The following is a 22,340-nucleotide window of genomic DNA, read 5'->3' on the forward strand; positions in this document are numbered from 1 at the left end:
GCAAGCGGGAGAGGGAGTACGCAGCTAGTGCTGGAAAAGCCTGTCGTACTTCGTCGGGCCGCACCTGTTGCCAGCCAGCCCTATTCCGCCCTCTCCAGATCCTCAATCACCGCCGCCAGAAACCGCGCAGCCTCCCCACCCGTGACCACGCGATGGTCGAAGGTCAGGCTCAGCGGCATCACCCGGTGCACCGCGGGCGCGCCGCCGGCCGCGACCACTTCGTCGCGCACGCGCCCGGCGCCGAGGATTGCCACGGTGGGCGGCACCACGATCGGCGCCGCATAGCGCCCCGCGATCATGCCGAAGTTGGACAGCGTGATCGTGTTGCCGCGCATCTCCTCGGGGGCGATGGTGCGTGCGCGGATGTCGGCGCGCATGCGGTCGAGCCCGTGGCGCAGGTCGGCCGCGTCGCGGTTGCCGACATCGCGCAGCACCGGCACGAACAGGCCCTCGGGCAGGTCGGCGGCGATGCCGACGTCGATCTTCTTCAGCACGTGGCGGCGCCCGGTCTGTCCTTCATACCAGGCATTGAGCCCGGGCTCGGCGCGGCAGCCTGCCACCAGCGCGCGCACCAGCCGGATGGTGACGTCGGCGCCGGACTGCCAGGCGTGGATGTCGGCGTCGTCCATCACGGTGGCGGCGGCCACTTCCGCCTGTGCGCGCGCCATGTTCTGCGCCATCGCGCGGCGCACCCCGCGCAGTTCTTCGGGCGTGCCGAGGTCCTTGAGCGTGGCGGCGACCCGTTCCACGTCGGCGGCGGTGACCACGCCCTCGGGTCCCGAGGCGGTGGCCATTGCCAGGTCCACACCGAGCCGGCGCGCCAGCGCCCGGACCGCCGGCGTGGCCTTGACGCGCGCGGCCATGCCCGCCGCGGGTGCGGCGGTGCCGGGCGGCGCGGCTTCACTGGCCACGTGCGTGCCGACCTGGACCGATCCCACCACGGTGCCGGCATCGGCATCTTCGCCGGCGCCCTCGAAGCCCACCAGCGGCGCGCCCAGGTGCACGATGTCGCCCGGCTGCGCAAACAGCTTGCCGATGCTGCCGGCATAAGGCGACGGGATTTCGACGATGGCCTTGGCGGTCTCCACCGACAGCAGCGGCTGGTCCGCGGCCACGGTGTCGCCGGTCTTGACGTGCCACGCCACGATCTCGGCCTCCTGCAGGCCTTCGCCCAGGTCGGGCAGCTTGAAGACTCGCATCGGTCCTCCTTGGCTAGCTTGAACGGTCTGGTTGCGGGCTGGTGCCTACGCCGCCAGCGCCTTGCGCGCGGCATCGACGATGCGCGCCACCCCGGGCAGATAGGTGTACTCCAGTCGCGCCAGCGGCACCACGGTATCGAAGCCGGTCACGCGCTGCACCGGCGCGGCCAGCGAGTACAGCCCGGCATCGGCCAGTTGCGCCGCGATCTCGGCGCCGAAGCCGGCGGTGCGCGGCGCCTCGTGCACGATCACGCAGCGGCCGGTGCGCGTGACCGCATCCAGGATGGTCTGCATGTCCAGCGGCTTGAGCGTGGCCACGTCGATAACGGTCGCGGTGACGCCTTCCGCGGCCAGTGCGTCGGCGGCGGCCAGCGTCTCCTGCACCATCGCGCCCCAGCTCACCAGCGTGATGTCGCTGCCTTCGCGCAGCGTGAAGCAGGTATCGAGCGGCAGCGCGGCGCCGTCGTCGGCCACTTCCTGGCGGAACAGGCGGTACAGCCGCGTCGGCTCGAGGAAGATGACCGGATCGGGGTCGGCGATCGCCGCCAGCAGCAGCCCGTACGCGCGCGCCGGCGATGACGGCACCACCACGCGGATGCCCGGCATATGCGCGAACATCGCCTCCGGGCTTTCGGAATGGTGCTCGGGCGCGTGGATGCCGGCGCCGCACGGCGAGCGCACCACCAGCGGGCAGGTCAGCCGCCCGCGCGTGCGGTGCCGCATGCGTCCGGCGTGGTTGATGATGTGATCGACCGCCGGATAGATAAAGCCGGTGAACTGGATCTCGGCCACGGGCTTGAGTCCCATCGCCGCCATGCCGATCGCCGCGCCGACGATGCCGCCTTCGGCCAGCGGCGTATCCATGACGCGCGCGGCGCCAAAGCGCGACTGCAGGCCCACGGTGGCGCGGAACACCCCGCCGTTGACGCCGATGTCCTCGCCCAGCAGCAGCACATCGGGATCGTGCTCCAGCGCATGGGCCAGTGCCAGGTTGACTGCTTCGACCAGATTGATTTCCGCCATGGTTCGCTCGCTGTGGGGCCGGGTCGATGGAGGCGTGCGCGTGCAGCGCCGCCAGCGTGTCGCAGCGGTGGCTAGCCGTGCTGCGCCGGGAAGCGCCGCGCGATCTCCAGCTGCGCCTGCAGTTCGGCCGGCATGGCCGCGTACAGGCAGTCGAACATCGCCGCGGGGTCCGGCGGCGGCATCGCCAGGTAGGTCTCGACCGCCTGCGCCACCTGCTGCGAGCACGCCTTGACCAGCGCCTCTTCCCGCGCCGCATCCCAGGCATGCAGGGCCAGCAGCTGGGTGCGCAGCCGCAGCAGCGGCTCGTGCTGCCAGTGCGCCTTGACGCTGGCCTCGTCGCGGTAGCGCGAGGCATCGTCGGCGGTGGTGTGGTCGCCGAGCCGGTAGGTGATGGCCTCGATCAGCGCGGGACCGCCGCCATCGCGCGCGCGCGCGATGGCCTCGCCGACGCGGTGGCGCACCGCGACCACGTCGTTGCCGTCGACCTGCTCGCCCGGGATGCCGGCGGCGATGGCCTTCTGTGCCAGCGTCTGCGCCGCGGTCTGGCCGCTGCGCGGCATCGAGATCGCCCACTGGTTGTTGTTGATCACGATCACCAGCGGCGCGCGCCACGCGCCGGCCATGTTCATGCCTTCATAGAAGTCGCCCTTGGAGGTGCCGCCATCGCCGAGCAGGCACACCGCCACGCGCGGCTCGCCGCGCAGCTGGAACGCGTAGGCGGCGCCGGCCGCGTGGCACACCTGGGTGCCGATCGGCACGCAGTTGGCAAAGTCATGCGGCGCCGCGGCAAAGCCGCTGCCGCGCTCGTCGCCACCCCAGTAGAGCAGGCTCTCCGTCATCGTGACGCCGCGCGCAAACTGCGCCGCGTGGTCGCGGTACGAAGGCACCAGCACATCTTCCGGCCGCATGGCGTAGGCCACGCCGACGCCGATGGCCTCCTGCCCCAGCGCCGAGGCGAACGTGCCGATCTTGCCGGTGCGCTGCAGCGCGATCGCCTTCAGGTCGAACTGGCGCGTCAGGACCATCGCCTGGTACAGCGGCACCAGCGCGTCAGGGTCGCTGGCAAAGGCGGGAGGGGGAGCAGTGGTTGGGGAGGTGTCGCCCGGCGGGGCAAGGTAGCGGGTATAGCCGATCTCAAAGCGCGCAACCGTGGACATGGCGGGTCTCTCGATGCGGTTGTCTCGACAGGATCCGCGCGGACAGCGGCGAGGATCTTCGCAGCCATTCGCGGCAATGATCGCGTTGTGATCCCTGCCGTGCTTTTTGGGCGCGGGGGACTTGAGCTTGAGTGTAGGGCATTTGCGCGGCCGGCGCGGCGCGAAATTGTCTTGCTGCGCACAATGCGGCCGTGCCAGCGCCAGCCGCCGCTCAGCCTTCCAGGTGCGGCTGCATCAGCGCGCGGAACCACTCCAGGAACACCGCCAGCCGTGCCGAGCGCTGGCGGCGGTGCGGATAGAGCAGCGACACCGGCATGCTCGCCGGGCGCCAACCGGGCATGACTTCCAGCAGCTGTCCGCTGTCGAGCAGGTGCTGCACGTCGAAGCGCGGAATCTGGATCAGCCCGATTCCGGCGAGACAGCAGGCGATATAGCTCTCGGCATTGTTGACCGAGACGCGGGTTGCCACTTCGGCCTCACGCCCGCTGCCATCGGCATCCAGGAACTCCCATGGCAGGTCGCGGCCGGTGCGGGGGCTGGCGTAGCCCACTGCGAGGTGGCCGCGGCGCAGGTCGGCCGGGTCACGCGGCTCGCCGTGTTCGCGCAGATAGGCGGGGCTGGCGCAGTTGACCAGCGCGATCCGGCCCAGCGGCCGCACGACCAGGCTGCTGTCGGCCAGCACGCCGAAGCGCACCGCGCAGTCCACGCCCTCCTGCACCAGGTCGATGGCGCGGTCGCTGGAACCGAGCGACAGCTGCAGCCGCGGATGGCGCCGCAGCAAGGCGGGCAGCGCGGGTGCCACCAGGCGGCGGGCGATGCGGCTCGGCATATCGACGTTCAGGCGGCCGCTGGCCTGGCGCTGCCCGGCCTGGAACAGCTGGTCGATGTCCTCGACCTCGGCCAGCAGCGGGCGCAATCGTTCAAGCAATTGCGCGCCATCGGCGCTCAGCCGCACCTGCCGCGTGGTCCGGTGCAGCAGGCGCGTGCCCACCTGGGCCTCGAGCTCCTGCACCGCCGCCGACACCGACGCGCGCGGCAGCCCGAGCGCATGGGCGGCCTTGATGAAGCTGCCCATCTCGGCCACCTGCAGGAATACGCGGTACTGGTCGAATCTGTCCATACGCCTCGCTCGTCGATGGCGCAAGCATACCTGCAATGCGTGCGCGCACCCGAGCGGTGGCCCGGCTGCTGGCCTGGTTCTTACTTGGTCGTGTATCCGCCGTTGATGAGGATGGTCTGGCCGGTGATCCACCAGCCGTCGCTGACCAGATGGCGGATAAAGGGCACCACATCCTCGATATGCGTCAGTCCCGTCGGCGAGAACGGCGACAGCGCCGCCGCGCCCTTGTGATAGGCCACCGCGTCGTCGCCTTCCTGGCCGTAGAAGAAAGGCGTATCCATCGGGCCGGGTCCTACCGCGGTCACCGAGATGCCGCGCGCACCGAACTCCTTGGCCGCGGCGCGGGTAAAGTGTTCGACCGGCGCCTTGGTGCCGGCATAGGCGGCATAGAAGGGCGTGAACGCGCCCAGCAGCGAGGTCACCAGCGTCACAATCTTGCCGTGGTCGTTGACGTGGCGGCCGGCTTCCTTCAGGAAGAAGAAGGCGCTCTTGGCGTTGACGGCCGACATCTCGTCGTACTCGGCCTCGCTGATCTCGGCGAACGGTTTCTTCAGCACCTTGCCGACCGTGTTGATGGCGATATCGGGACGGCCCACCGCGGCCACGGCATCGGCAAACAGCCGCTCGACAGCGCCGGCGCTGGTCAGGTCCGCCTGCAGTGCCACCGCCTGGGCGCCGCTGGCCTGGAGCGCGCGGACCGTGGCCTCGGCGTCGGCGCGCGAGGCCGCGCTGTTGTAGTGGATGGCGATGGCCCGCGCGCCCTGGGCGGCCAGGTCGCGCGCGATCAGCCCGCCCAGGTTCTTGGCGCCGCCGGTGATCAGCGCGACCTTGCCGCGGATGGAATGGTCAGCCATGGAAACTCTCCTGTGGATGCGTCGAAGGAGGCTTCAGCTTAGGCGGCCGGGACGGTGGAATAAATCGGCGGCGGCTGGATAGATCATCCAGAAAACCAGAACAATGCGGGCGGGGGCTCAGCGCTGGTACGGCGGCGGCACGAAACCCGCGAAGCGCTGCTGCGTCACCGCCTTGAATTCGGCGGACTGATAGGCCTCGCGGATGTCCTTGACGAAGGGCTTGTTGAGGTCGGCGGTCTTCACCGCGACCAGGTTCATGTAGTAGTCCGGAATCTTCTCCAGCGCCAGCGCCGAGGTCAGCTTCAGGCCCGAGGCGAGCGCATAGTTGCCGTTGACGAAGGCATAGTCGACATCGTCGAGCGAGCGCGGCAGCTGCGCGGCTTCCAGCTGGATCAGCTTGAGCTTGTGCGGGTTGGCGTCGATATCGCGTTCGCTGGCGCGGATCGGGTCGGTGCCGGGCTTGAGCGTGACCCAGCCGATCTGCTGCAGGATGGCGATGGCGCGCGCGAGGTTGGTCGGATCGTTCGGCAGCGACACGGTGTTGCCGGTCTTCACCTCGGCCAGCGCCTTGTGCTTGCGGCTGTAGATGCCGATCGGCGCGGTGGGTACCTGGATCACGTCGCTCAGCGCCAGCTTGCGGTCGGCCGAGAACTTCTTCAGGTAGGCCACGTGCTGGAAGGCGTTGGCGTCGATGGCCCCATCGGCCAGCGCCAGGTTGGGCTGCACGTAGTCGCTGAACTCGATGATGGTGACCTTGTAGCCGCGCTGTTCCAGCACCGGCTTGACGCCATAGCGGATCTGGTCGGCATAGGGGCCGGCGGTGGCCCCGAAGCGGATTTCCTTCTTGTCCGCATCGGCCGCACCGGCGCCTTGCACCACGCCCAGCGCCAGCACGGCCGCTGCCAGCCGCGCGGCCAGGCCGAATTTCCCGTATTGCATCGGATGCTCCCTGTTCTCTTGATGTTGTTGGCTGCCTGCGGCGTCGCACCGTGGCAGCGGCCCATTGTATGGAAAGGCAGCCAATGGACGAACGAGCAAATATGCATGGCGATATGCCTGCGCAGAATAAGGGCTACGCTGTAGGAACGCGTCACCCCTTTGCCCCGCCATGGGAGGCTGCCATGCCCGAACAACTGACCAAGCATCCCGACGTCACGATCCAGGTGCTGCGCAGCGCCGGCGCCCGCTGCGGCGAGGGCGAGGCCCAGGCCATCCTGCGCAGTTGTCCGCCGGCGCGCTTTTGCAAGCTGCCGGGCGGCGAGGTCTGCGTGTACGGCCTCGATGGCGCGCCCGCGATGACGCAGTTCACCGCCGCCGACTGGCAGTCGCTCGCGCCCCTGGCGCGGAGCAGCGCCGACGACGCATCCGCGGGGACGTGGAGCGGCATGGCGGGGGCGATCTTCGTTGCCGGCGTGGTGGCCGGTGCGCTGGCCGCCGCGGTGCTGGCGCGCTGGCGGCGCGGCCGTCGCCCGGGTTAGTGCGGACTGGCGTGGCGATGCCGCTGGCACGGTGTTTGCGGCGATTCGCCGGCCATGACACTGCTGCCGCCCGTTTCCGACCACTTCCGCCTGCTGGAGAACGGCGAGGAGTATTTTCCGTGCGTGTTCGACGCCATTGCGCGCGCGCGCGAAAGCGTACTGCTGGAAACTTTTATCCTGTTTGAAGACGAGGTAGGCCACAAATTGCACGCGGCACTGGTGGCAGCCGCGCGCCGCGGCGTGCGCGTGGCGCTGACGGTGGACGGCTTCGGCTCGCATGACCTGTCGCCTGCCTTTATCGCCGGGCTGGTCGACGCAGGCGTGCAGTTCTGCACATTCTCGCCGCGACCGCGGCTGTTCGGCGTGCGCACGCATATCTTCCGCCGCATGCACCGCAAGCTGATCGCCGTCGATGCCGAGGTGGCGTTCGTCGGCGGTCTCAACTTCTCGGCAGAGCACCTGTACCAGTTCGGACCGCGGGCCAAGCAGGACTATGCGGTGGAAATCCGCGGACCGTTCGCGCGCCAGGTGCATGACTTCCTGGTGCGTGCGATGCCCGGTGACTGTCCGCCGCCGCCGCTGCCCCTGCCTCCGCCCGGGCACGAGGGGGCGGAGCTCCGCACGCATCCCGCACGCGCGTGCCTGGTCACGCGCGACAACCACCGCCACCGCAACGACATCGAGTTCGCCTACCTGGACGCGATCCGTGCGGCGCGCCGCGAGGTCATCATCGCCAATGCGTACTTCCTGCCGGGCTACCGGCTGCTGCACGCGCTGTGCGAGGCCGCCGCGCGCGGCGTGCGGGTGCGGCTGCTGCTGCAGGGCAAGCCTGACATGCCGTGGGTGGCGCGCGCCGGCGGCCTGCTCTACGCGCATCTGCAGGATGCCGGCGTGCAGATCCTGGAGTACGTCGAGCGGCCTTTCCACGGCAAGGTCGCGGTGGTCGACGACAGCTGGGCCACGGTCGGCTCCAGCAACCTTGATCCGCTGAGCCTGTCGCTGAACCTCGAGGCCAACCTCGTCATCCGCGACGAAGCCTTCGCCTGCCACCTGCGCGGCCGGCTCGAAGCGCTGATCGGCGCGCGCTGCCGCGCGGTGCCGCCGGGGCAGAAGTCGCCGCGCAGCCGCCTCGACGCGCTCGGCGCGACGCTGATGTTCCACTTCCTGCGCCGCTTCCCGGCGTGGGCGGGCTGGCTGCCGGCGCATGCGCCGCGGCTGGTGCAGCCGATGCCGGGCGGGCGCCGCAACGCGCGGCGCGTGGTGGTGCTGCGCGGAGGCGCGGAATGACGGGCGCCGAGGCCCTGTCCGCCATCCGCCAGCATGCGCACTGGCCGGCCTGGCGCCGTGCCATCGGCATCCTGTTCATTGCCGCGGTGCTGGCGCTGATCGCGCGCAAGCTGGGCACCATCGACTGGGACGCGGTGCTGGCCGCGCTGCGCGGCTTCGACGCGCGCACGCTGCTGCCGGCAGCCGGCTACGTCGCGCTGAGCGGGCTGCTGTACAGCCAGTTCGACGTGCTCGGCTGCCGCTATGCCGGGCACCCGTTGCCGCTGCGCCGGGTGATGGCGATTTCCTATGTCAGCTACACGCTCAGCCTCAACCTCGGCGCCACGCTGGGCGGCGCCGGCGTGCGCTACCGGCTGTATTCGCGCGCGGGGCTGAGCGCGCCGCAGATCTGGAGCCTGTTCGTGGTGGTGGTCAGCAGCAACTGGCTCGGCTATGCCGTGCTGGCGGGCGCCATCCTGGCCGGCGAACTGGTGGTGCTGCCGCCGGAGTGGGGCATCCCCGCGGCGCTGACGCGGCTGCTGGGCGCGCTGATGCTGGCGGTCCCGGCCGCTTACCTGGCCGCGTGCGCGCTCTGGCACGGGCGCCACCGCACCGTGCGCGACCACGACATCTATGTGCCCACGGTGCGCTTCGCGGCGTTGCAATGCGCGCTGTCGGCGGCCCACTGGATGGCGATGGGCGCGATCCTGTACGCGCTGCTGCATACGCATGCGACGTACTTCACGGTGCTGGGCGTGCTGCTGGCGTCGGGGCTGGCGGGCGTGGTGGTGCGCATCCCCGGCGGGCTCGGCGTGATCGAGACCGTGTTCCTGACGATGCTGGGCGACCAGGTGCCGCACGGGCTGCTGCTCGCGGCGCTGATCGCTTACCGGGCGCTGTACTACCTGATTCCGCTGATGATCGGCTCGGTCAGCTATTTTGTGCTGGAGGCGCGGGGCAGGCGCGATGGCGGGGAGGGAGGTGGAGTGAGGTGAGCGGCTGGTGCGAGCGCCGGCCCTCTGCCCCGGCCCCTCTCAGGAGGGAGAGGGGAGCAGAGCAGCGGTATTGAATTGGGCCGTGGCTCAGGCCGCGGCCAGCGCGCGGTCCAGGTCTTCGATCAGGTCGTCGATATGCTCGATGCCGATCGACAGCCGCACCATGTCCTCGCTGACGCCGGCCGCCTGCAGTTCTTCGGCGTTGAGCTGGCGGTGCGTGGTCGACGCCGGGTGGGTGGCGAGCGACTTGGCATCGCCGATATTGACCAGGCGCGTGAACAGCTGCAGCGCATCGAGGAAGCGCGCGCCGCCTTCGCGGCCGCCCTGCTTCAGGCCGAACGACAGGATGCCGGGCCCGCGGCCGCCCAGGTACTGCTGCACCAGCGCGTGGTCGGCATGGTCGGGCAGGCCGGCAAAGTTGACCCACGCCACCTTGGGGTGCTGTTGCAGGTGGCGCGCGATCGCCAGCGCGTTGTCGGTGATGCGGTCCAGCCGCAGCGCCAGGGTCTCGATGCCCTGCAGGATCAGGAACGCATTGAACGGCGACAGCGCCGCGCCGGTATTGCGCAGCGGCACCACGCGCGCGCGGCCGATATAGGCGGCCGGCCCCAGCGCCTCGGTATAGACCACGCCGTGGTACGACACGTCCGGCTCGTTCAGGCGGCGGAAGCGCTCTTTGTGCTGCGCCCACGGGAACTTGCCGCTGTCGACGATGGCGCCGCCGACGCTGTTGCCGTGGCCGCCCAGGTATTTGGTCAGCGAATGCACGACGATATCCGCGCCATGCTCGAACGGCCGGCACAGGTAGGGCGACGGCACCGTGTTGTCGACGATCAGCGGCACGCCGTGGTTGTGCGCGACGCGCGCGATCGCCGCGATATCGACCACGTTGCCGAGCGGATTGCCCACCGACTCGACAAACACGGCCTTGGTGCGCGCATCGATCAGGTCGCCGAAGCTGGACGGATTGCGGCCGTCGGCAAAGCGGGTCTCGATGCCGGACTGCGGCAGCGTATGCGCCAGCAGGTTGTAGGTGCCGCCATAGAGCTGGCTCGACGAGACGATGTTGTCGCCGGCCTCGGCAATGGTCTGGATCGCATAGGTGATCGCCGCCATGCCGGACGCCAGCGCCAGCGCGCCCACGCCTCCTTCGAGCGCGGCCAGGCGCTGCTCGAGCACGTCGTTGGTCGGGTTCATGATGCGGCTGTAGATGTTGCCCGCCACCTTCAGGTCGAACAGGTCGGCGCCATGCTGCGCGTTATCGAAGGCATAGGCCACGGTCTGGTAGATGGGCACGGCCACCGCGCGCGTGGTGGGATCGGGCGAATAGCCGCCGTGGACGGCCAGGGTTTCTAGTCTCATCGTCTTCTCTCTGTTGGATGGCGCAGCGGCGCCGCGAAGCAAGCCCCGCGCTGTTGCCGGGCCATGCGATGGTACCAGCGCAGGGCCGCATGGCAACGCATCGCCGCCATCGTCGCCATCGTCGCGGACCCCGCCCGTGCGCGGCAAGGAAGCTTGTTGCATGTCGATATGCGTGGCGTGGTGCCAATGTCGAGACATGGATATGCAAGCAGCGGATATGGGTCGGCGCTTTGATTCGTTGACCGTGCCCGGGGCCGCTCCCTACAGTGCAGGCTTGTGCCGCACCACCGTCGAAGGCGCCGCGCCGGGCTGACTGCGGCAGCGCGGTCGCCTGCCATCCCGTGGCGCTCGCTTGCGCGAGTGCCAGTGCAACGCATCCCCCGGAGTAAGGAACATGTTCTCTCGTCTTTCCCGCAAGCTCGGCCTGCTGGCGCTCAGCGCCGGTCTGGCCATGACCGGCAGCGCGCACGCCGAAGGCCGGCTGCGCATTGCCGAACAGTTCGGCGTGGTCTACCTGCTGCTCAACGTGGCGCGCGACCAGCAACTGATCGAAAAGCACGGCCGGCAGCAGGGCGTCGACATCAAGGTCGAATGGACCCAGTTGTCCGGCGGCGCCGCGGTCAACGACGCGTTGCTGTCGGGTGCCATCGATATTGCCGGTGCCGGCGTGGGACCGCTGCTGACGCTGTGGGACCGCACCCATGGCAAGCAGAACGTGCGCGGCGTCGCGTCGCTGGGCAACTTCCCTTATTACCTGGTCAGCAACAATCCAAGGGTGAAGTCGATTGCCGATTTCACGGAGAAGGACCGCATCGCGCTGCCGGCAGTAGGCGTCTCGGTGCAGTCTCGCGTGCTGCAACTGGCCGCGGCGAAGCAATGGGGCGACAAGGAATACAACCGCCTCGACAAGTGGACCGTGGCGGTGCCGCATCCGGATGCGGCGGCGGCCATCATTGCCGGCGGCACCGAAATCACCGGCCACTTCGGCAACCCCCCGTTCCAGGAGCAGGAACTGGCCGGCAACCCCAACGCGCGCATCGTGCTGAACTCGTATGACGTGCTGGGCGGACCAAGCTCGTCCACGGTGCTGTACGCCACCGAGAAATTCCGCAACGACAATCCCAAGACCTATCGCGCCTTCGTCGATGCGCTGGCCGAGGCCGCCGCCTTTGCCACCGCCAATCCCGAGGCAGCCGCCGACATCTACCTGCGCCAGAGCAAGGCCCGCACCGACCGCGCACTGCTGCTGCGCGTGCTGAAGAACCCGCAGGTGCAGTTCCGCGTCGCGCCGCAGAACACCTTTGCGCTGGCGGCGTTCATGCATCGCGTCGGCGCGATCCGCAACCAGCCGAAGTCCTGGCAGGACTATTTCTTCCCGGACCCGGTCACCGCGCAGGGGAGCTGAGCATGGCCACCCACAACCTGCGCGTGGTCTCTGACCGCGCCGCGCCGCTGCTGCAGGTGGACGGCGTGTCGCTGGAATACCGCACCCCCGAGCGCATCGTGCGCGCCACCCATCGGGTCAGCTTCGACGTGCACGCGGGCGACCGCTTCGTGCTGCTGGGCCCTTCGGGCTGCGGCAAGTCGACGCTGCTGAAGGCGGTGGCGGGATTCGTCGCGCCCGCCGAGGGCGAGATCCGGCTCGAAGGCGGGCGCGTGCAGCAGCCCGGCCCGGACCGCATCGTGGTGTTCCAGGAGTTCGACCAGCTGCCGCCGTGGAAGACGGTGCTGCAGAACGTGATGTTCCCGCTGCGGCACGCGCGCGGACTGGCGCGCGCGGCGGCGCGCGAGCTGGCGCTGGAGAACCTGCGCAAGGTGGGCCTGGCCGACTTTGCCGATGCCTATCCGCATACCTTGTCGGGCGGCATGAAGCAGCGCGTGGCGATCGCGCGCGCGCTGGCCATGCGCCCCAAGGTGCTGCTGATGGACGAACCCTTTGCCGCGCTCGACGCGCTGACGCGCCGGCGCATGCAGGAAGAACTGCTGGCGCTGTGCGACGACGCCGCGCTGACGCTGCTGTTCGTCACCCATTCGATCGAAGAGGCGCTGGTGGTGGGCAGCCGCATCCTGCTGCTGTCGCCGCATCCCGGCCGCGTGCGGGCGGAGCTCAACAGCCACCAGTTCAGCCTGGCGAGCCAGGGCGGCGCCGAATTCCAGGCCGCCGCGCAACGCATCCACGCCCTGCTGTTCGACGCGCCGGCCGCCAAGGACCTGCCGCAGGCGCGCAGTGCGGCGGCGCGCTGACACCCACATCGCATCATGACGCAACCAACCCTGACCCTGGCCGACTCGCTGCGGCCCGAATACGAGCGCGACCCCGAGCCGTTCACCGAAGCCCCGCTGGCGCGCGCACTGCCGTGGCACCAGCGCGCGTGGCAGCAAGACTGGCTGCGCAAGGCGCTGATCCTGCTGGCGCTGGCACTGATCTGGGAAGCGGTGGCGCGCATCCAGGACAACGACCTGCTGCTGCCTTCCTGCCTGGCCACGCTGCGCGCCTTTGGCGCGGCGGTGGCCAGCGGCGAGCTGCCGGGCAAGGCGGCGATCTCGCTGTCGGTGCTGTTGCGCGGCTATGCCGCCGGCATCGTGCTGGCGTTCGTGCTGACTTCCCTGGCGGTATCGACGCGCGTCGGGCGCGACGTGCTGGACACGCTCACCGCCATGTTCAACCCGCTGCCGGCGATAGCGCTGTTGCCGCTGGCGCTGCTGTGGTTCGGGCTCGGCACCGGCAGCCTGGTGTTCGTGCTGATCCATTCGGTGCTGTGGCCGCTGGCGCTGAACATGTACGCCGGCTTCCGCGCGGTGCCGCCGACGCTGCGCATGGCGGGGCGCAACTACGGCCTGCGCGGGCTGCGCTATGTTGCGCTGGTGCTGGTGCCGGCGGCGCTGCCCGCGATCCTGTCCGGGCTGAAGATCGGCTGGGCCTTTGCCTCGCGCACGCTGATCGCCGCCGAACTGGTGTTCGGCGCGTCGTCCGGGCAGGGCGGGCTGGGCTGGTTTATCTTCCAGAACCGCAATGAGCTCTACACCGACCGCGTCTTCGCCGGGCTGGCCGCGGTGATCCTGATCGGCCTGCTGGTCGAGGGGCTGGTGTTCACCACGCTGGAGCGGCTGACCGTGCGCCGCTGGGGCATGCAGCAGTAGCTTGTCCGATCACGCAAGGGCGCGTAGGCTACGGCACCGGTAACGAACCGGAGCCTGCCCATGCCCACCATCCATCAAGCCGCCGCCCGGGGATTCGCCGGCCAGGCCGATACCTACGCGCGCGGACGTCCCGAATACCCTGCCGAAATCGACGCGTGGCTGCGCGGCGCGCTGGCATTGCAGGCCGGCCGTGTCGCGCTCGACCTCGGGGCGGGCACCGGAAAGTTCACGCGCCGGCTGGTGCAGACCGGCGCCGCGGTGATCGCAGTGGAGCCGGTGGCGCAGATGCGCGCGCAATTGGCGGCCGCGGTGGCGCCGGTGCAGACGCTCGAAGGCAGCGCCGAGGCGATCCCGCTGGCCGATGCCAGCGTCGACGCCGTGATCTGCGCGCAGGCGTTCCACTGGTTTGCCAATGCGCAGGCGCTGGCGGAAATCCGCCGCGTGCTGCGGCCCGGCGGCCGGCTCGGGCTGGTATGGAACGTGCGGGATGAAAGCGTCGACTGGGTGGCGCAGCTGACTGTCATCATGGCGCCGTATGAGGGCGACGCCCCGCGTTTCCACAAGGGCGACTGGAAGCGGGTCTTTCCCGCCGAGGGCTTCGGACCGCTGGCGCTGCAAAGCCTGCCCTATGCGCACGCGGGGCCGCCACAGCAGGTGATCGTGGACCGCGTCATGTCGGTTAGCTTTATTGCATCGCTGCCCGAGGCTGAGCAGGCGCGCGTGCGCGCGCGGCTGCACGCCCTCATCGACCAGCATCCGGCGCTGTCGGGCCGCGCCGAGGTCGCCTTTCCGTACCGCACCGAGGCCTATCACTGCGAACGGCTCGCCTGAACCTACATGGTGGCCTGCCGCACCCAGAACGCCGCGCCGACGCGCACCGCGCAGCGCTCGCGCTGCCGGTCCGCCTCGGCACGGCGCCGCGCGTGCGTGCTGGCCTGGACCTGCTCCCAGATGTCGAGCATGGCGCGGATCTTGGGCAAGGCATTGAACCCGGCCGCGGTCGGCAGCCAGGCCGTGCCGCACGACTGGAACAGTGGCATGCCGAGCGCGGCCTCGAGCTGGCGGAGCTGGTAATGGAGCCGTTGCGGCTGGATGCCGAGCGCCTGGGCGGCGCGGCCGGCGTCGCGATGCTGCATCAGCGCGACAAAGACACGCAGGGAGAGAAAGGAGACGCGCCGGTTGATGAGTCGGTAAGCCATGCCCAGGTCATGGCCGGGGGGGCGGTGTTGCGCTCGCGCGCTGCTACGGTCCCCGGCGGATCGAAGTGGATCGATCGTAGCGGGGTGGCGCGGGGCTGGTGGGCAGCCGGATTCAGAAATGCTGTGCGGAATCTTCCGGCGAGGCGTGCGGCAGCTACGCAGTCAGTGCTTGGGCCTCAGTGCATCGGCAACTGGCCGATCGCGGTCAGTGCCAGCACCACGTCGGGCGACAGGCGGCGCTCGCTGCACGGCACGCCCGCGGTTTCCAGCGTGGTCCACAGGTCTGCGTCGCCGGTGACGATGCGTCGCCGCAGCTGGGCCAGGTATGCATATTCCGCGGACGTCAGCGGCCGCGGGGCGCTGCGCAGGTCGTCCAGGATGGCACCAAGCGAGAGTGCAGGAACGGTCATACCAGGGTCGGGAATAGCACGGCGATGAGACATTGCGGCGGAAACAGCAGGGGGTGCGGAGTTGAGCGACGCATGATTCTATCCATCCGATGCAGCCGCCGCTTAAGCAAAAGCCAGGGGGATTTTGACCGCTGATTCGGCTTGCAAAGCCAGGAGTGGCGAATAGGCTAGGCGCGGGGCACGCGATGTGGCGCATGCGGTGGTCCAGGGGGCGGACGAAGCGCTTGCCCGGGCGGGCAGTCCGGCCGCACTGCGGCGACAGGTGTTGCAGAAAAACGCCAACTTGCGGCGTCGTTCTCGCTCGCGAGACACCAGGCCATGGCGTTCGGCACGGTCCAGAACGGCCCGCCAGGTGAAGCCTACCCGACCCGGCTTGCAGGGGGTGCCAACATGGCGCCGGCGCGGGCTATCATGCGGCTGGCATGAAAAACAGCGCACGTCACATCCTGTGAAACAAGCGCCCGCATGCCTCGCGTCGCGCCCCGTGGCCCGATGCCCGCCGATCGGTATTGACGGCTGGCGCACGGCATCCTTGAGGAAATCCCTTGCACCTGGACCAGCAGACCATTGCGGTGGTGATGATGGTGTTTTTCTGCAGCACGCTGATCATTGCGGCGGGGCTGGTGTTCGCGCTGCGCGCGAGCACGGCGGGGCGGCTGTGGGCCTTTGGCCATGTGCTGGTATCGGCCGCCGGCCTGGCGCTGGCGGTCAGCGCGGCCAGCGGCACCGGCCAGCTCGGCACGCTGGGCGCATTCGCCTTCGTCGCCGGCTGGCTGCTGATCTACCGCGGCGTGCGGGTCTACTACGGCGTGCCGGCGCATCCGGGCGCGCTGGCCGGGGCGGGCGCGATCGTGCTGGGCCTGATGGCGGCTTTCAGCGGGCTGCCCGAAGGCCCGCAACTGGTGCTGCGCATCGTCTATGGCGTGCTGGCGCTGGTGTCGCTGGCTACCTTCGCCACGCTGGCGCGCGCCGGGCGCGGGCGCCGCAGCATCGGTGCGCCGCTGGTGCTGGTGGCGAGCCTGGTGCAACTGGCCACGCAGGTCGCCGGCTTCAGCCATGCCATGAGCCTGCCGGCCGACGCAGCGGCCGCCGGTGCAGCCGCTGCGCCGCTGACCTTGTTCTTCGCCGGCCCGGCCGGTTCGGCCTGGGTGCTGGCGCCGCTGATCGCCGCGCTGCTGGGGCTGTTCGGTTTCACCGTGATGGCGATGGAGCAGATCGTCGCGCACAACGAAAGCGGCGCGCGCATCGACGCCCTGACCGGGCTGCTCAACCGCGGCGCGTTGGAGATGTCGGCGCTGTCGCTGGTGGCACGGTGGCAGCGCGATGGCCAGCCGCTGTCGTGCCTGGTGATCGATATCGACTACTTCAAGCAGGTCAACGATACCTGCGGCCACCACGCCGGCGATGCGGTGCTGCGCGAAGTGGCGCAGGCGCTGGACAACTCGCGCCGCGCCTCGGACGTGGCCGGTCGCTACGGCGGCGAAGAGTTCTGCGTGCTGTGCCCGCATACCGACGAGCAGCAGGCCTCGGCGCTGGCCAACCGCGTGCTGCGCAAGGTGCATGCGATCCCCTTGCCCGCCGGGCGCGGCCACGCCAGCGTCAGCATCGGCGTGGCGCAGTTGCGCGGCGGGGCGGGCGGCAGGGAGGCGCTGTGGCGGACCCTGTTTGCCGATGCCGACCGCGCGCTCTACCACGCCAAGGCGCAAGGGCGCGACCGCTATGTGCTGGCATCGTCGATGGCCGAGCCCGCAGCCGGCGCGGCGGCTGCGCCGCTGCTGGAGCCGGAACCCGACCTGGCCGGCTGAGCACGCACTCCGGCACTGCCCTACAATAGCGCCCCCCGCCCGCGGCCAGCTTGCGCCCCGCGGGCCACTTTGCTTGCCTGGAATGGAATCGATGATGTCAAACGCATGCGGCCTGGACTTCGGCACGTCCAACTCGACGGTAGGCTGGAGCCGCCCCGGCAGCGCGGCCGCGCTGCTGCCGCTGGAAGATGGCAAGGCGACGCTGCCGTCGGTGATCTTTTTCCATGCCGAGGATCCGCTGGTCAGCTACGGCCGCGCCGCGCTGGGCGATTACCTGGCCGGCTACGAGGGCCGGCTGATGCGGTCGCTCAAGAGCCTGCTCGGCACCTCGATGATGGACGACAGCACCGAGGTGATGGGCCAGGCCATGCCGTTCCGCAAGCTGCTGGCGCATTTCATCCGTGAACTGAAGACGCGCGCGGAGCAGGCCGCCGGCACCGCGTTTTCACGCGCGGTGCTGGGGCGTCCGGTGTTCTTTATCGACGAAGATCCGGTGGCCGACCAACTGGCCGAAGACACGCTGGCCGGGATCGCGCGCGACGCCGGGTTCAGCGAGATCGCGTTCCAGTATGAGCCGATCGCGGCGGCCTTCGACTACGAGGCCGGCATCATGCGCGAGGAGCTGGTGCTGGTTGCCGATATCGGCGGCGGCACCTCTGACTTCTCGCTGGTGCGGCTGTCGCCCGAGCGCGCTACGCGCAGCGACCGGCGCGACGACATCCTGGCCAACGGCGGCGTGCACATCGGCGGCACCGACTTCGACCGTGCGCTCAGCCTGGCGCGCGCGATGCCGCTGCTGGGCCTGGGCAGCGCGCTGCGCAACGGCAAGGCGATGCCGTCGAGCCAGTATTTCGACCTGGCCAGCTGGCACACCATCAACCTGCTCTATACGCGCAAGGCGTGGTCGCTGGTGATGGACAACTACCGCGACGCCGCCGACACGGTCAAGCTCGACCGCCTGGTGCGCCTGATCCGCGAGCGCGCCGGGCACTGGCTGGCGATCCAGGTCGAAGCCGCCAAGATTGCGCTGTCGGACACGGGCAGCACCGAGGTGGACCTGCACCGGCTGGAAGCAGGCCTGTCCCTGACCATCACGCGCGACGAGTTCGATGCCTCGATCGACAAGCTGGTGGCAAAGACCGAGCAGACCGTGCACAAGCTGCTGGCCGACGCCGGCGTGGCCGGCGCGGCGGTCGATACCATCTTCTTTACCGGCGGCTCCAGCAGCGTGCCGCTGCTGCGCCAGCGGCTGGCCGCGTTGCTGCCGGAGGCGCGCTGCGTGGAGGGGGACCGGTTCGGCAGCATCGGCAGCGGGCTGGCGCTGGATGCGGTGAGGAAGTTTGGGTGAGGGGGATGGCACAGGGCTGCAGCACGCCGCGTGTTTGCTCCCCTCTCCCGCCTGCGGGAGAGGGGCGGGGGTGAGGGCGAGCGCTGGCAATAGCGACGCGCGTCACTTCGTGGGGGCACCGGCCCTCACCCCGGCCCTCTCCCGCAAGCGGGAGAGGGAGTACACAAGCGGGAGTTGCAAGGCATCTAAGCATTGATGCTGCTGCGGGTTGGCTCTCTACACGGTTGGCAACGCTGGTTACCGCGCCCGCATATCGCGCAACCCGTAGGCATCCCCCAGCGCCAACCTTGCCGCCCGCAGCGCACCGCGCGCGGCCGCGGCATCGCCGGCCAGGCGCAGCAGCGCGGGCAAATCTTGAGGCGCGCGCAGCAGCCCGCCCAGCACCGCGGCCACATCGGTCTTGCCGTCATTGCCCATGCCCGCCGCGGCGGCTGCTGGCACGGCTCGGGAAGCCGGATCGATGACCACCCGGCAAGCGGCGAACGGCAGCCGGCAGGCCGCCGCCATGCGCGCCGCCAGGTGCGACTCCATATCGACGCACAGCGCCCCCATGCTCCGGTGCAGCGATGCCTTGGCGGCCACCGACAGGACCGGCTGGTCGGCCCCGGCCGCGGCGCCGATGCGCGCGTGCGGCAGCGCCGCGTGCATGGTGCGCATCCAGGTGATGTCGGTGTCGTAGCGTTCGCCGGGCGCGCACACCGCATCGGCTAGCACCACGTCGCCCGGCGCCAGCGTCGGATCGAGCCCGCCCGCCACGCCGAAGCTGAGGATACCCATGCACTGCCGGCTGGCCATCGCGGACACTTCTTGCTCCAGCGCCAAGCCGCGCACGCCGTGCACCACGCGGCAATGCGGCCCGGCCGCGATGCGCGCCTCGAATGCCATGCCGGTGACGACCAGCACGAACGGGGCCGTCACAGCCCCCACGGCACCCCGGCGGCGTGGCCGCGCTGCAGGTTGCGGTAGCGCGCCAGCGCCCACAACGGAAAGTAGCGTGCGTAGCCGTGATAGCGCAGGTAGAACACGCGCGGAAAGCCCACCGCGGTAAAGCGGGCTTCCTGCCACAGGCCGCCGGGCTGCTGCGTGCGCAGCAGGTAATCGATGCCGCGCGCCACCGCCGGATGCTGCGCGGCGCCCGCGGCCATCAGCGCCAGCAGCGCCCAGGCAGTCTGCGAGGCCACGCTGGGCGCGGGCTCGTAGCCGCGGTAGTCGAGCCGGTAGCTGCTGCCGTCCTCGCCCCAGCCGCCGTCGGCGTTCTGGATCCGCGCAAGCCACGCCACCGCGCGCTGCAACGCCGGTGCTTCGGGCGGCAGGCCGGCGGCGTTCAGCGCGCACAGCGCGCTCCAGGTGCCGTAGATATAGTTGGTGCCCCAGCGGCCGAACCAGCTGCCGTCGGCCATCTGCTCGGCCAGCAGGTAGCGCAGCGCGCGCGCGGCGGGCTCGCTCTGTTCCGGGGTGGCGCCGGTCTGGCACAGCATCGACAGGCAGCGCGCCGATACGTCCGCGGTGGGCGGGTCCAGCAGCGCGCCGTGATCGGCGAAGGGGATGTTGTTCAGGTACAGGTGCGTGTTCTCGGGCTCGAACGCGCCCCAGCCGCCGTTGCCGCTCTGCATGCCGACGATCCACTCGGTGGCGCGCGCCACCGCTTCGCGGTAGCGGCCCGGCGCCTGGTGCGCGCGCATGAAGCGGTCCATGGCGGCGGCCACCACCGCGGTGTCGTCGACGTCGGGATAATAGGCGTTGGCGTACTGGAAGGCCCAGCCGCCGGGGCGCAGCAGCGGGCGGCGCACCGCCCAGTCGCCGCGCAGGTCCAGCACCTGCAGCGGCCTGAGCCAGTCCAGCGCGCGGCCGGCAGCCTGCGCCGCGCGCGCTGCGCCGGTTTCGAGCAGGGCGTGCGTGGCCAGCGCGGTATCCCAGACTGGCGACAGGCAGGGCTGGCAGTAGGCCTCGTCGCCGTGCTCGACCAGCAGGCGCTCGAGCGAACGCCGCGCCACCGCGCGCGCCGGATCGTCGGGCGGCACGCCCAGCACGTCGAACATCATCACGCTGTTGGCCATGGCGGGGAAGATCGCGCCCAGGCCGTCCTCGCCGTTGAGGCGCTCGCGCACAAAGGCCTGCGCCGCGGCGATCGCGCGCCGGCGCAGCGCCCGCGGGAACAGCGGCTCGGCCATGCGCAGCAGCGCATCGAGACCGCGGAACACCGTGTACCAGCCGGCATGCTGGTGGGGCGCGCGCGGCGGCAGGCCCACCGTGTGGCAGTTGCCGACGAAGAGTTCGTTGATGCCGACGCCGCGCGGGTTGCGCGCCTGCGGCCGCAGGCTGTTGAGCACCAGCAGCGGCACGATCACCGTGCGGGCCCAGTACGAGACCTTGGACAGGTGGAACGGGAACCAGCGCGGCAGCAGCATGATCTCGACCGGCATCATCGGCACCGCCTTCCATGGCAACACGCCGTACAGCGCCAGCAGCGTGCGCGTGAACACATTGCTGGCCTCGGCGCCGCCCATGGCATGGATGGCCTGGCGCGCGCGCTGCATCGGCGCCGATTGCGGATCGTCGCCCGCCATCTTCAGCGCGAAATACGCCTTCACGCTGGCGCTGATGTCGGAGCGGCCTTGATGGAACAGCGGCCAGCCGCCGTCAGGGTTCTGGATGCGGCGCAGGTAGCGGGCAATGCGCGCTTCCAGGTCGAGGTCGGGGTGTTCGCCGAGGTAGTGCACCATCAGCACGTATTCGGCGGGGATGGTGGCATCGGCTTCGAGTTCGTAGATCCAGTGGCCGTCGGGGCGCTGCTGGCGCAGCAGCGCGTCGAGCGCGCGGTCGATGCCGTGGTCGAGCGCCAGTGCCGGCGCGGGGGATGCCGCCGGCTGCCGCGGCGCCGGATCCAGCTGCGGCGCGGCCTTGGCAAAGGCGGTCTCGTTCATCGACATGCAGCCTCCTTGTGCCGGCGCACGGCGTGCACCGGCTTGCCGTGCTCAGCCAATGGCGTGGCGCAGCACGATCCAGAGCAATTGCGTACGCGGCAGGCGCACGCGCCGGCGCGGTGCCCGCCAGCCCTGCGCGCACAGCCGCGCCAGGATGCGGTGGTAGACCTCGGCCATGATGCGCGGCGAACGCACCTGGCGTGCCGGGCAGCGCGCCATGATTGCCCAGGCCTGGTCGTAGTGGGACTGGGCCTCGCGCGCCACGGCCGCGCACGCCTGTCCCAGCGCCGGGTGCGCGGCCACGGCGGCGGGCGTGGCGGGCGCGATGCCGGCTGCGGCGAGCGCCTCGGCGGGCAGGTAGAGCCGGCCGATGGCGGCGTCCTCGTCGATATCGCGCAGGATATTGGTCAGCTGCAGCGCGCGGCCCAGGTGGTGCGCCAGCGCAACTCCGCATTCCGCCTCCAGCCCGAACACGCGCACCGCCAGCCGGCCCACCGCGCTGGCGACGCGGTCGCAGTACAGGTCGAGGGTGGCGGCGTCGGGCGCGCGGATATCCTGCACCACGTCCATGGTCATGCCATCGATCACGGCAAGGAAGTCGGCCTGCTGCAGGTCGAAGGCGCGGATCTGGGTGGAGAGCGGCTGCAGCGGCGCGGGCGGGTTGCCGGCGTAGCAGGCGCCGATGTCGCGGCGCCAGCCATCAAGGGCGGCCAGGCGCTCGGCGTGCGGCGCGCTGCCGTCGGCGATATCGTCGACGGCGCGGCAGAACGCGTAGATCTCGAACATGGCCTGGCGCTGTGCCGCGGGCAGGATGCGCAACGCGGCATGGAAGGAACTGCCCGACGAAGCGGCGGGCCCAGCCTGGCCGCCGATGGCGGCACGGCTGTCTGAAGCTGCGATCTGAGTACCGGCCACGTAACTCCTCGACACGCTGCTTACCGTCCCGCGCCGGCCGCGCGGCATCGGCGCGCACCCGCCCGGGAGGTGGTTGTGGGTCGGGCGATTATAGCAATTTCACCTGCAACGGCGCCGCCGCCACCATGCTGCAGCAGCGCGCGG

At 70.2% G+C, this 22,340-nt stretch carries 21 protein-coding genes; 9 read left to right on the plus strand and 12 right to left on the minus strand.

The window, feature by feature from the left end:
* Nucleotides 1-80: 80 nt before the first annotated feature.
* From LIN44_RS25335 to LIN44_RS25360, 6 genes are all read right to left on the minus strand, one after another.
* Nucleotides 81-1,199 carry a dihydrolipoamide acetyltransferase family protein gene (locus LIN44_RS25335; RefSeq protein WP_227314999.1) on the minus strand — a complete coding sequence of 373 codons (1,119 nt, stop codon included), beginning with the start codon at nt 1,197-1,199 and terminating at the stop codon, nt 81-83.
* Nucleotides 1,200-1,244: 45 nt separating this feature from the next.
* The gene (locus tag LIN44_RS25340) at nt 1,245-2,222 is read right to left on the minus strand and encodes an alpha-ketoacid dehydrogenase subunit beta (RefSeq protein ID WP_227315000.1); all 978 of its coding nucleotides are present in this window, start codon (nt 2,220-2,222) and stop codon (nt 1,245-1,247) included.
* Between the two features lie 71 nt (nt 2,223-2,293).
* A complete protein-coding gene (gene pdhA / locus LIN44_RS25345) occupies nt 2,294-3,379 on the minus strand; it encodes a pyruvate dehydrogenase (acetyl-transferring) E1 component subunit alpha (RefSeq protein ID WP_227315001.1) in 1,086 nt (361 codons plus the stop codon).
* 211 nt (nt 3,380-3,590) lie between these two features.
* On the minus strand, nt 3,591-4,499 hold the full coding sequence (locus tag LIN44_RS25350) for a LysR family transcriptional regulator (protein WP_227315002.1): 909 nt from the start codon (nt 4,497-4,499) through the stop codon (nt 3,591-3,593).
* 80 nt (nt 4,500-4,579) lie between these two features.
* The gene (locus LIN44_RS25355; protein WP_227315003.1) at nt 4,580-5,353 is read right to left on the minus strand and encodes an SDR family oxidoreductase; all 774 of its coding nucleotides are present in this window, start codon (nt 5,351-5,353) and stop codon (nt 4,580-4,582) included.
* A 117-nt stretch (nt 5,354-5,470) separates the two neighbouring features.
* Entirely contained in the window at nt 5,471-6,292 is an 822-nt protein-coding gene (locus LIN44_RS25360) for a MetQ/NlpA family ABC transporter substrate-binding protein (protein ID WP_227315004.1), read from the minus strand.
* 182 nt (nt 6,293-6,474) lie between these two features.
* Here LIN44_RS25360 and LIN44_RS25365 point away from each other — a divergent pair, with 182 nt between their 5' ends.
* Genes LIN44_RS25365 through LIN44_RS25375 form a run of 3 tightly spaced genes read left to right on the plus strand, consistent with a single transcriptional unit; the run spans nt 6,475 to nt 9,092 of the window.
* Nucleotides 6,475-6,831, plus strand: a complete 357-nt coding sequence (locus LIN44_RS25365; RefSeq protein ID WP_227315005.1) for a hypothetical protein — start codon at nt 6,475-6,477, stop codon at nt 6,829-6,831.
* A 54-nt stretch (nt 6,832-6,885) separates the two neighbouring features.
* Nucleotides 6,886-8,118 carry a cardiolipin synthase ClsB gene (gene clsB, locus LIN44_RS25370; protein WP_227315006.1) on the plus strand — a complete coding sequence of 411 codons (1,233 nt, stop codon included), beginning with the start codon at nt 6,886-6,888 and terminating at the stop codon, nt 8,116-8,118.
* Nucleotides 8,115-9,092, plus strand: a complete 978-nt coding sequence (locus LIN44_RS25375) for a lysylphosphatidylglycerol synthase domain-containing protein (RefSeq protein ID WP_227315007.1) — start codon at nt 8,115-8,117, stop codon at nt 9,090-9,092. Before clsB ends, LIN44_RS25375 begins: the two co-directional genes overlap by 4 nt.
* 87 nt (nt 9,093-9,179) lie before the next feature.
* On the opposite strand, the gene LIN44_RS25380 is transcribed toward LIN44_RS25375, so the two are convergent.
* On the minus strand, nt 9,180-10,454 hold the full coding sequence (locus LIN44_RS25380; RefSeq protein ID WP_227315008.1) for an O-acetylhomoserine aminocarboxypropyltransferase/cysteine synthase family protein: 1,275 nt from the start codon (nt 10,452-10,454) through the stop codon (nt 9,180-9,182).
* Between the two features lie 394 nt (nt 10,455-10,848).
* On the opposite strand from LIN44_RS25380, the gene LIN44_RS25385 reads away from it, so the two are divergent.
* From LIN44_RS25385 to LIN44_RS25400, 4 genes are read left to right on the plus strand one after another with little or no spacing between them, the layout of a single operon-like run.
* Nucleotides 10,849-11,859: an ABC transporter substrate-binding protein gene (locus tag LIN44_RS25385; RefSeq protein ID WP_227315009.1), complete on the plus strand. Its 1,011-nt coding sequence runs from the start codon at nt 10,849-10,851 to the stop codon at nt 11,857-11,859.
* Between the two features lie 2 nt (nt 11,860-11,861).
* Entirely contained in the window at nt 11,862-12,698 is an 837-nt protein-coding gene (locus LIN44_RS25390) for an ABC transporter ATP-binding protein (RefSeq protein ID WP_227315010.1), read from the plus strand.
* A gap of 15 nt (nt 12,699-12,713) precedes the next feature.
* A complete protein-coding gene (locus LIN44_RS25395; RefSeq protein ID WP_227315011.1) occupies nt 12,714-13,595 on the plus strand; it encodes an ABC transporter permease in 882 nt (293 codons plus the stop codon).
* A 60-nt stretch (nt 13,596-13,655) separates the two neighbouring features.
* Nucleotides 13,656-14,426 carry a class I SAM-dependent methyltransferase gene (locus LIN44_RS25400; RefSeq protein WP_227315012.1) on the plus strand — a complete coding sequence of 257 codons (771 nt, stop codon included), beginning with the start codon at nt 13,656-13,658 and terminating at the stop codon, nt 14,424-14,426.
* A gap of 2 nt (nt 14,427-14,428) precedes the next feature.
* Here the strand turns inward: LIN44_RS25400 and LIN44_RS25405 are convergent, their stop codons facing one another.
* On the minus strand, nt 14,429-14,794 hold the full coding sequence (locus tag LIN44_RS25405; protein WP_227315013.1) for a LysR family transcriptional regulator: 366 nt from the start codon (nt 14,792-14,794) through the stop codon (nt 14,429-14,431).
* Nucleotides 14,795-14,970: 176 nt separating this feature from the next.
* Nucleotides 14,971-15,204 carry an IclR family transcriptional regulator gene (locus LIN44_RS25410; protein ID WP_227315014.1) on the minus strand — a complete coding sequence of 78 codons (234 nt, stop codon included), beginning with the start codon at nt 15,202-15,204 and terminating at the stop codon, nt 14,971-14,973.
* A 545-nt stretch (nt 15,205-15,749) separates the two neighbouring features.
* On the opposite strand from LIN44_RS25410, the gene LIN44_RS25415 reads away from it, so the two are divergent.
* Both LIN44_RS25415 and LIN44_RS25420 read left to right on the plus strand, forming a co-directional pair.
* Entirely contained in the window at nt 15,750-17,009 is a 1,260-nt protein-coding gene (locus tag LIN44_RS25415; RefSeq protein ID WP_227315015.1) for a diguanylate cyclase, read from the plus strand.
* 91 nt (nt 17,010-17,100) lie between these two features.
* The gene (locus LIN44_RS25420; protein WP_227315016.1) at nt 17,101-18,357 is read left to right on the plus strand and encodes an Hsp70 family protein; all 1,257 of its coding nucleotides are present in this window, start codon (nt 17,101-17,103) and stop codon (nt 18,355-18,357) included.
* A gap of 237 nt (nt 18,358-18,594) precedes the next feature.
* Here LIN44_RS25420 and LIN44_RS25425 read toward each other — a convergent pair whose 3' ends face one another.
* Genes LIN44_RS25425 through hpnD form a run of 3 tightly spaced genes read right to left on the minus strand, consistent with a single transcriptional unit; the run spans nt 18,595 to nt 22,196 of the window.
* Nucleotides 18,595-19,275, minus strand: coding sequence for a phosphorylase (locus tag LIN44_RS25425; RefSeq protein ID WP_227315017.1), 681 nt, complete (start codon nt 19,273-19,275; stop codon nt 18,595-18,597).
* Nucleotides 19,272-21,287 (minus strand): squalene--hopene cyclase, encoded by a 2,016-nt coding sequence (gene shc / locus LIN44_RS25430; protein WP_227315018.1) that lies wholly within the window; start codon nt 21,285-21,287, stop codon nt 19,272-19,274. Before shc ends, LIN44_RS25425 begins: the two co-directional genes overlap by 4 nt.
* A 45-nt stretch (nt 21,288-21,332) precedes the next feature.
* Nucleotides 21,333-22,196: a presqualene diphosphate synthase HpnD gene (hpnD, locus tag LIN44_RS25435; protein ID WP_227315019.1), complete on the minus strand. Its 864-nt coding sequence runs from the start codon at nt 22,194-22,196 to the stop codon at nt 21,333-21,335.
* Nucleotides 22,197-22,340 lie beyond the last annotated feature (144 nt).

The sequence above is a fragment of the Cupriavidus sp. MP-37 genome (genome assembly GCF_020618415.1).
In the GTDB taxonomy this organism is placed as follows: Bacteria; Pseudomonadota; Gammaproteobacteria; order Burkholderiales; family Burkholderiaceae; genus Cupriavidus.

Coding starts and splice junctions, on each gene's coding strand:
- LIN44_RS25400 (WP_227315012.1), top strand. CDS start 13,656: ATGCCCACCATCCATCAAGCCGCCGCCCGGGGATTCGCCGGCCAGGCC.
- LIN44_RS25335 (WP_227314999.1), bottom strand. CDS start 1,199: ATGCGAGTCTTCAAGCTGCCCGACCTGGGCGAAGGCCTGCAGGAGGCC.
- LIN44_RS25395 (WP_227315011.1), top strand. CDS start 12,714: ATGACGCAACCAACCCTGACCCTGGCCGACTCGCTGCGGCCCGAATAC.
- LIN44_RS25340 (WP_227315000.1), bottom strand. CDS start 2,222: ATGGCGGAAATCAATCTGGTCGAAGCAGTCAACCTGGCACTGGCCCAT.
- LIN44_RS25420 (WP_227315016.1), top strand. CDS start 17,101: ATGATGTCAAACGCATGCGGCCTGGACTTCGGCACGTCCAACTCGACG.
- clsB (WP_227315006.1), top strand. CDS start 6,886: ATGACACTGCTGCCGCCCGTTTCCGACCACTTCCGCCTGCTGGAGAAC.
- LIN44_RS25365 (WP_227315005.1), top strand. CDS start 6,475: ATGCCCGAACAACTGACCAAGCATCCCGACGTCACGATCCAGGTGCTG.
- LIN44_RS25375 (WP_227315007.1), top strand. CDS start 8,115: ATGACGGGCGCCGAGGCCCTGTCCGCCATCCGCCAGCATGCGCACTGG.
- LIN44_RS25355 (WP_227315003.1), bottom strand. CDS start 5,353: ATGGCTGACCATTCCATCCGCGGCAAGGTCGCGCTGATCACCGGCGGC.
- LIN44_RS25380 (WP_227315008.1), bottom strand. CDS start 10,454: ATGAGACTAGAAACCCTGGCCGTCCACGGCGGCTATTCGCCCGATCCC.
- pdhA (WP_227315001.1), bottom strand. CDS start 3,379: ATGTCCACGGTTGCGCGCTTTGAGATCGGCTATACCCGCTACCTTGCC.
- LIN44_RS25410 (WP_227315014.1), bottom strand. CDS start 15,204: ATGACCGTTCCTGCACTCTCGCTTGGTGCCATCCTGGACGACCTGCGC.
- LIN44_RS25405 (WP_227315013.1), bottom strand. CDS start 14,794: ATGGCTTACCGACTCATCAACCGGCGCGTCTCCTTTCTCTCCCTGCGT.
- LIN44_RS25350 (WP_227315002.1), bottom strand. CDS start 4,499: ATGGACAGATTCGACCAGTACCGCGTATTCCTGCAGGTGGCCGAGATG.
- LIN44_RS25385 (WP_227315009.1), top strand. CDS start 10,849: ATGTTCTCTCGTCTTTCCCGCAAGCTCGGCCTGCTGGCGCTCAGCGCC.
- shc (WP_227315018.1), bottom strand. CDS start 21,287: ATGTCGATGAACGAGACCGCCTTTGCCAAGGCCGCGCCGCAGCTGGAT.
- LIN44_RS25360 (WP_227315004.1), bottom strand. CDS start 6,292: ATGCAATACGGGAAATTCGGCCTGGCCGCGCGGCTGGCAGCGGCCGTG.
- LIN44_RS25390 (WP_227315010.1), top strand. CDS start 11,862: ATGGCCACCCACAACCTGCGCGTGGTCTCTGACCGCGCCGCGCCGCTG.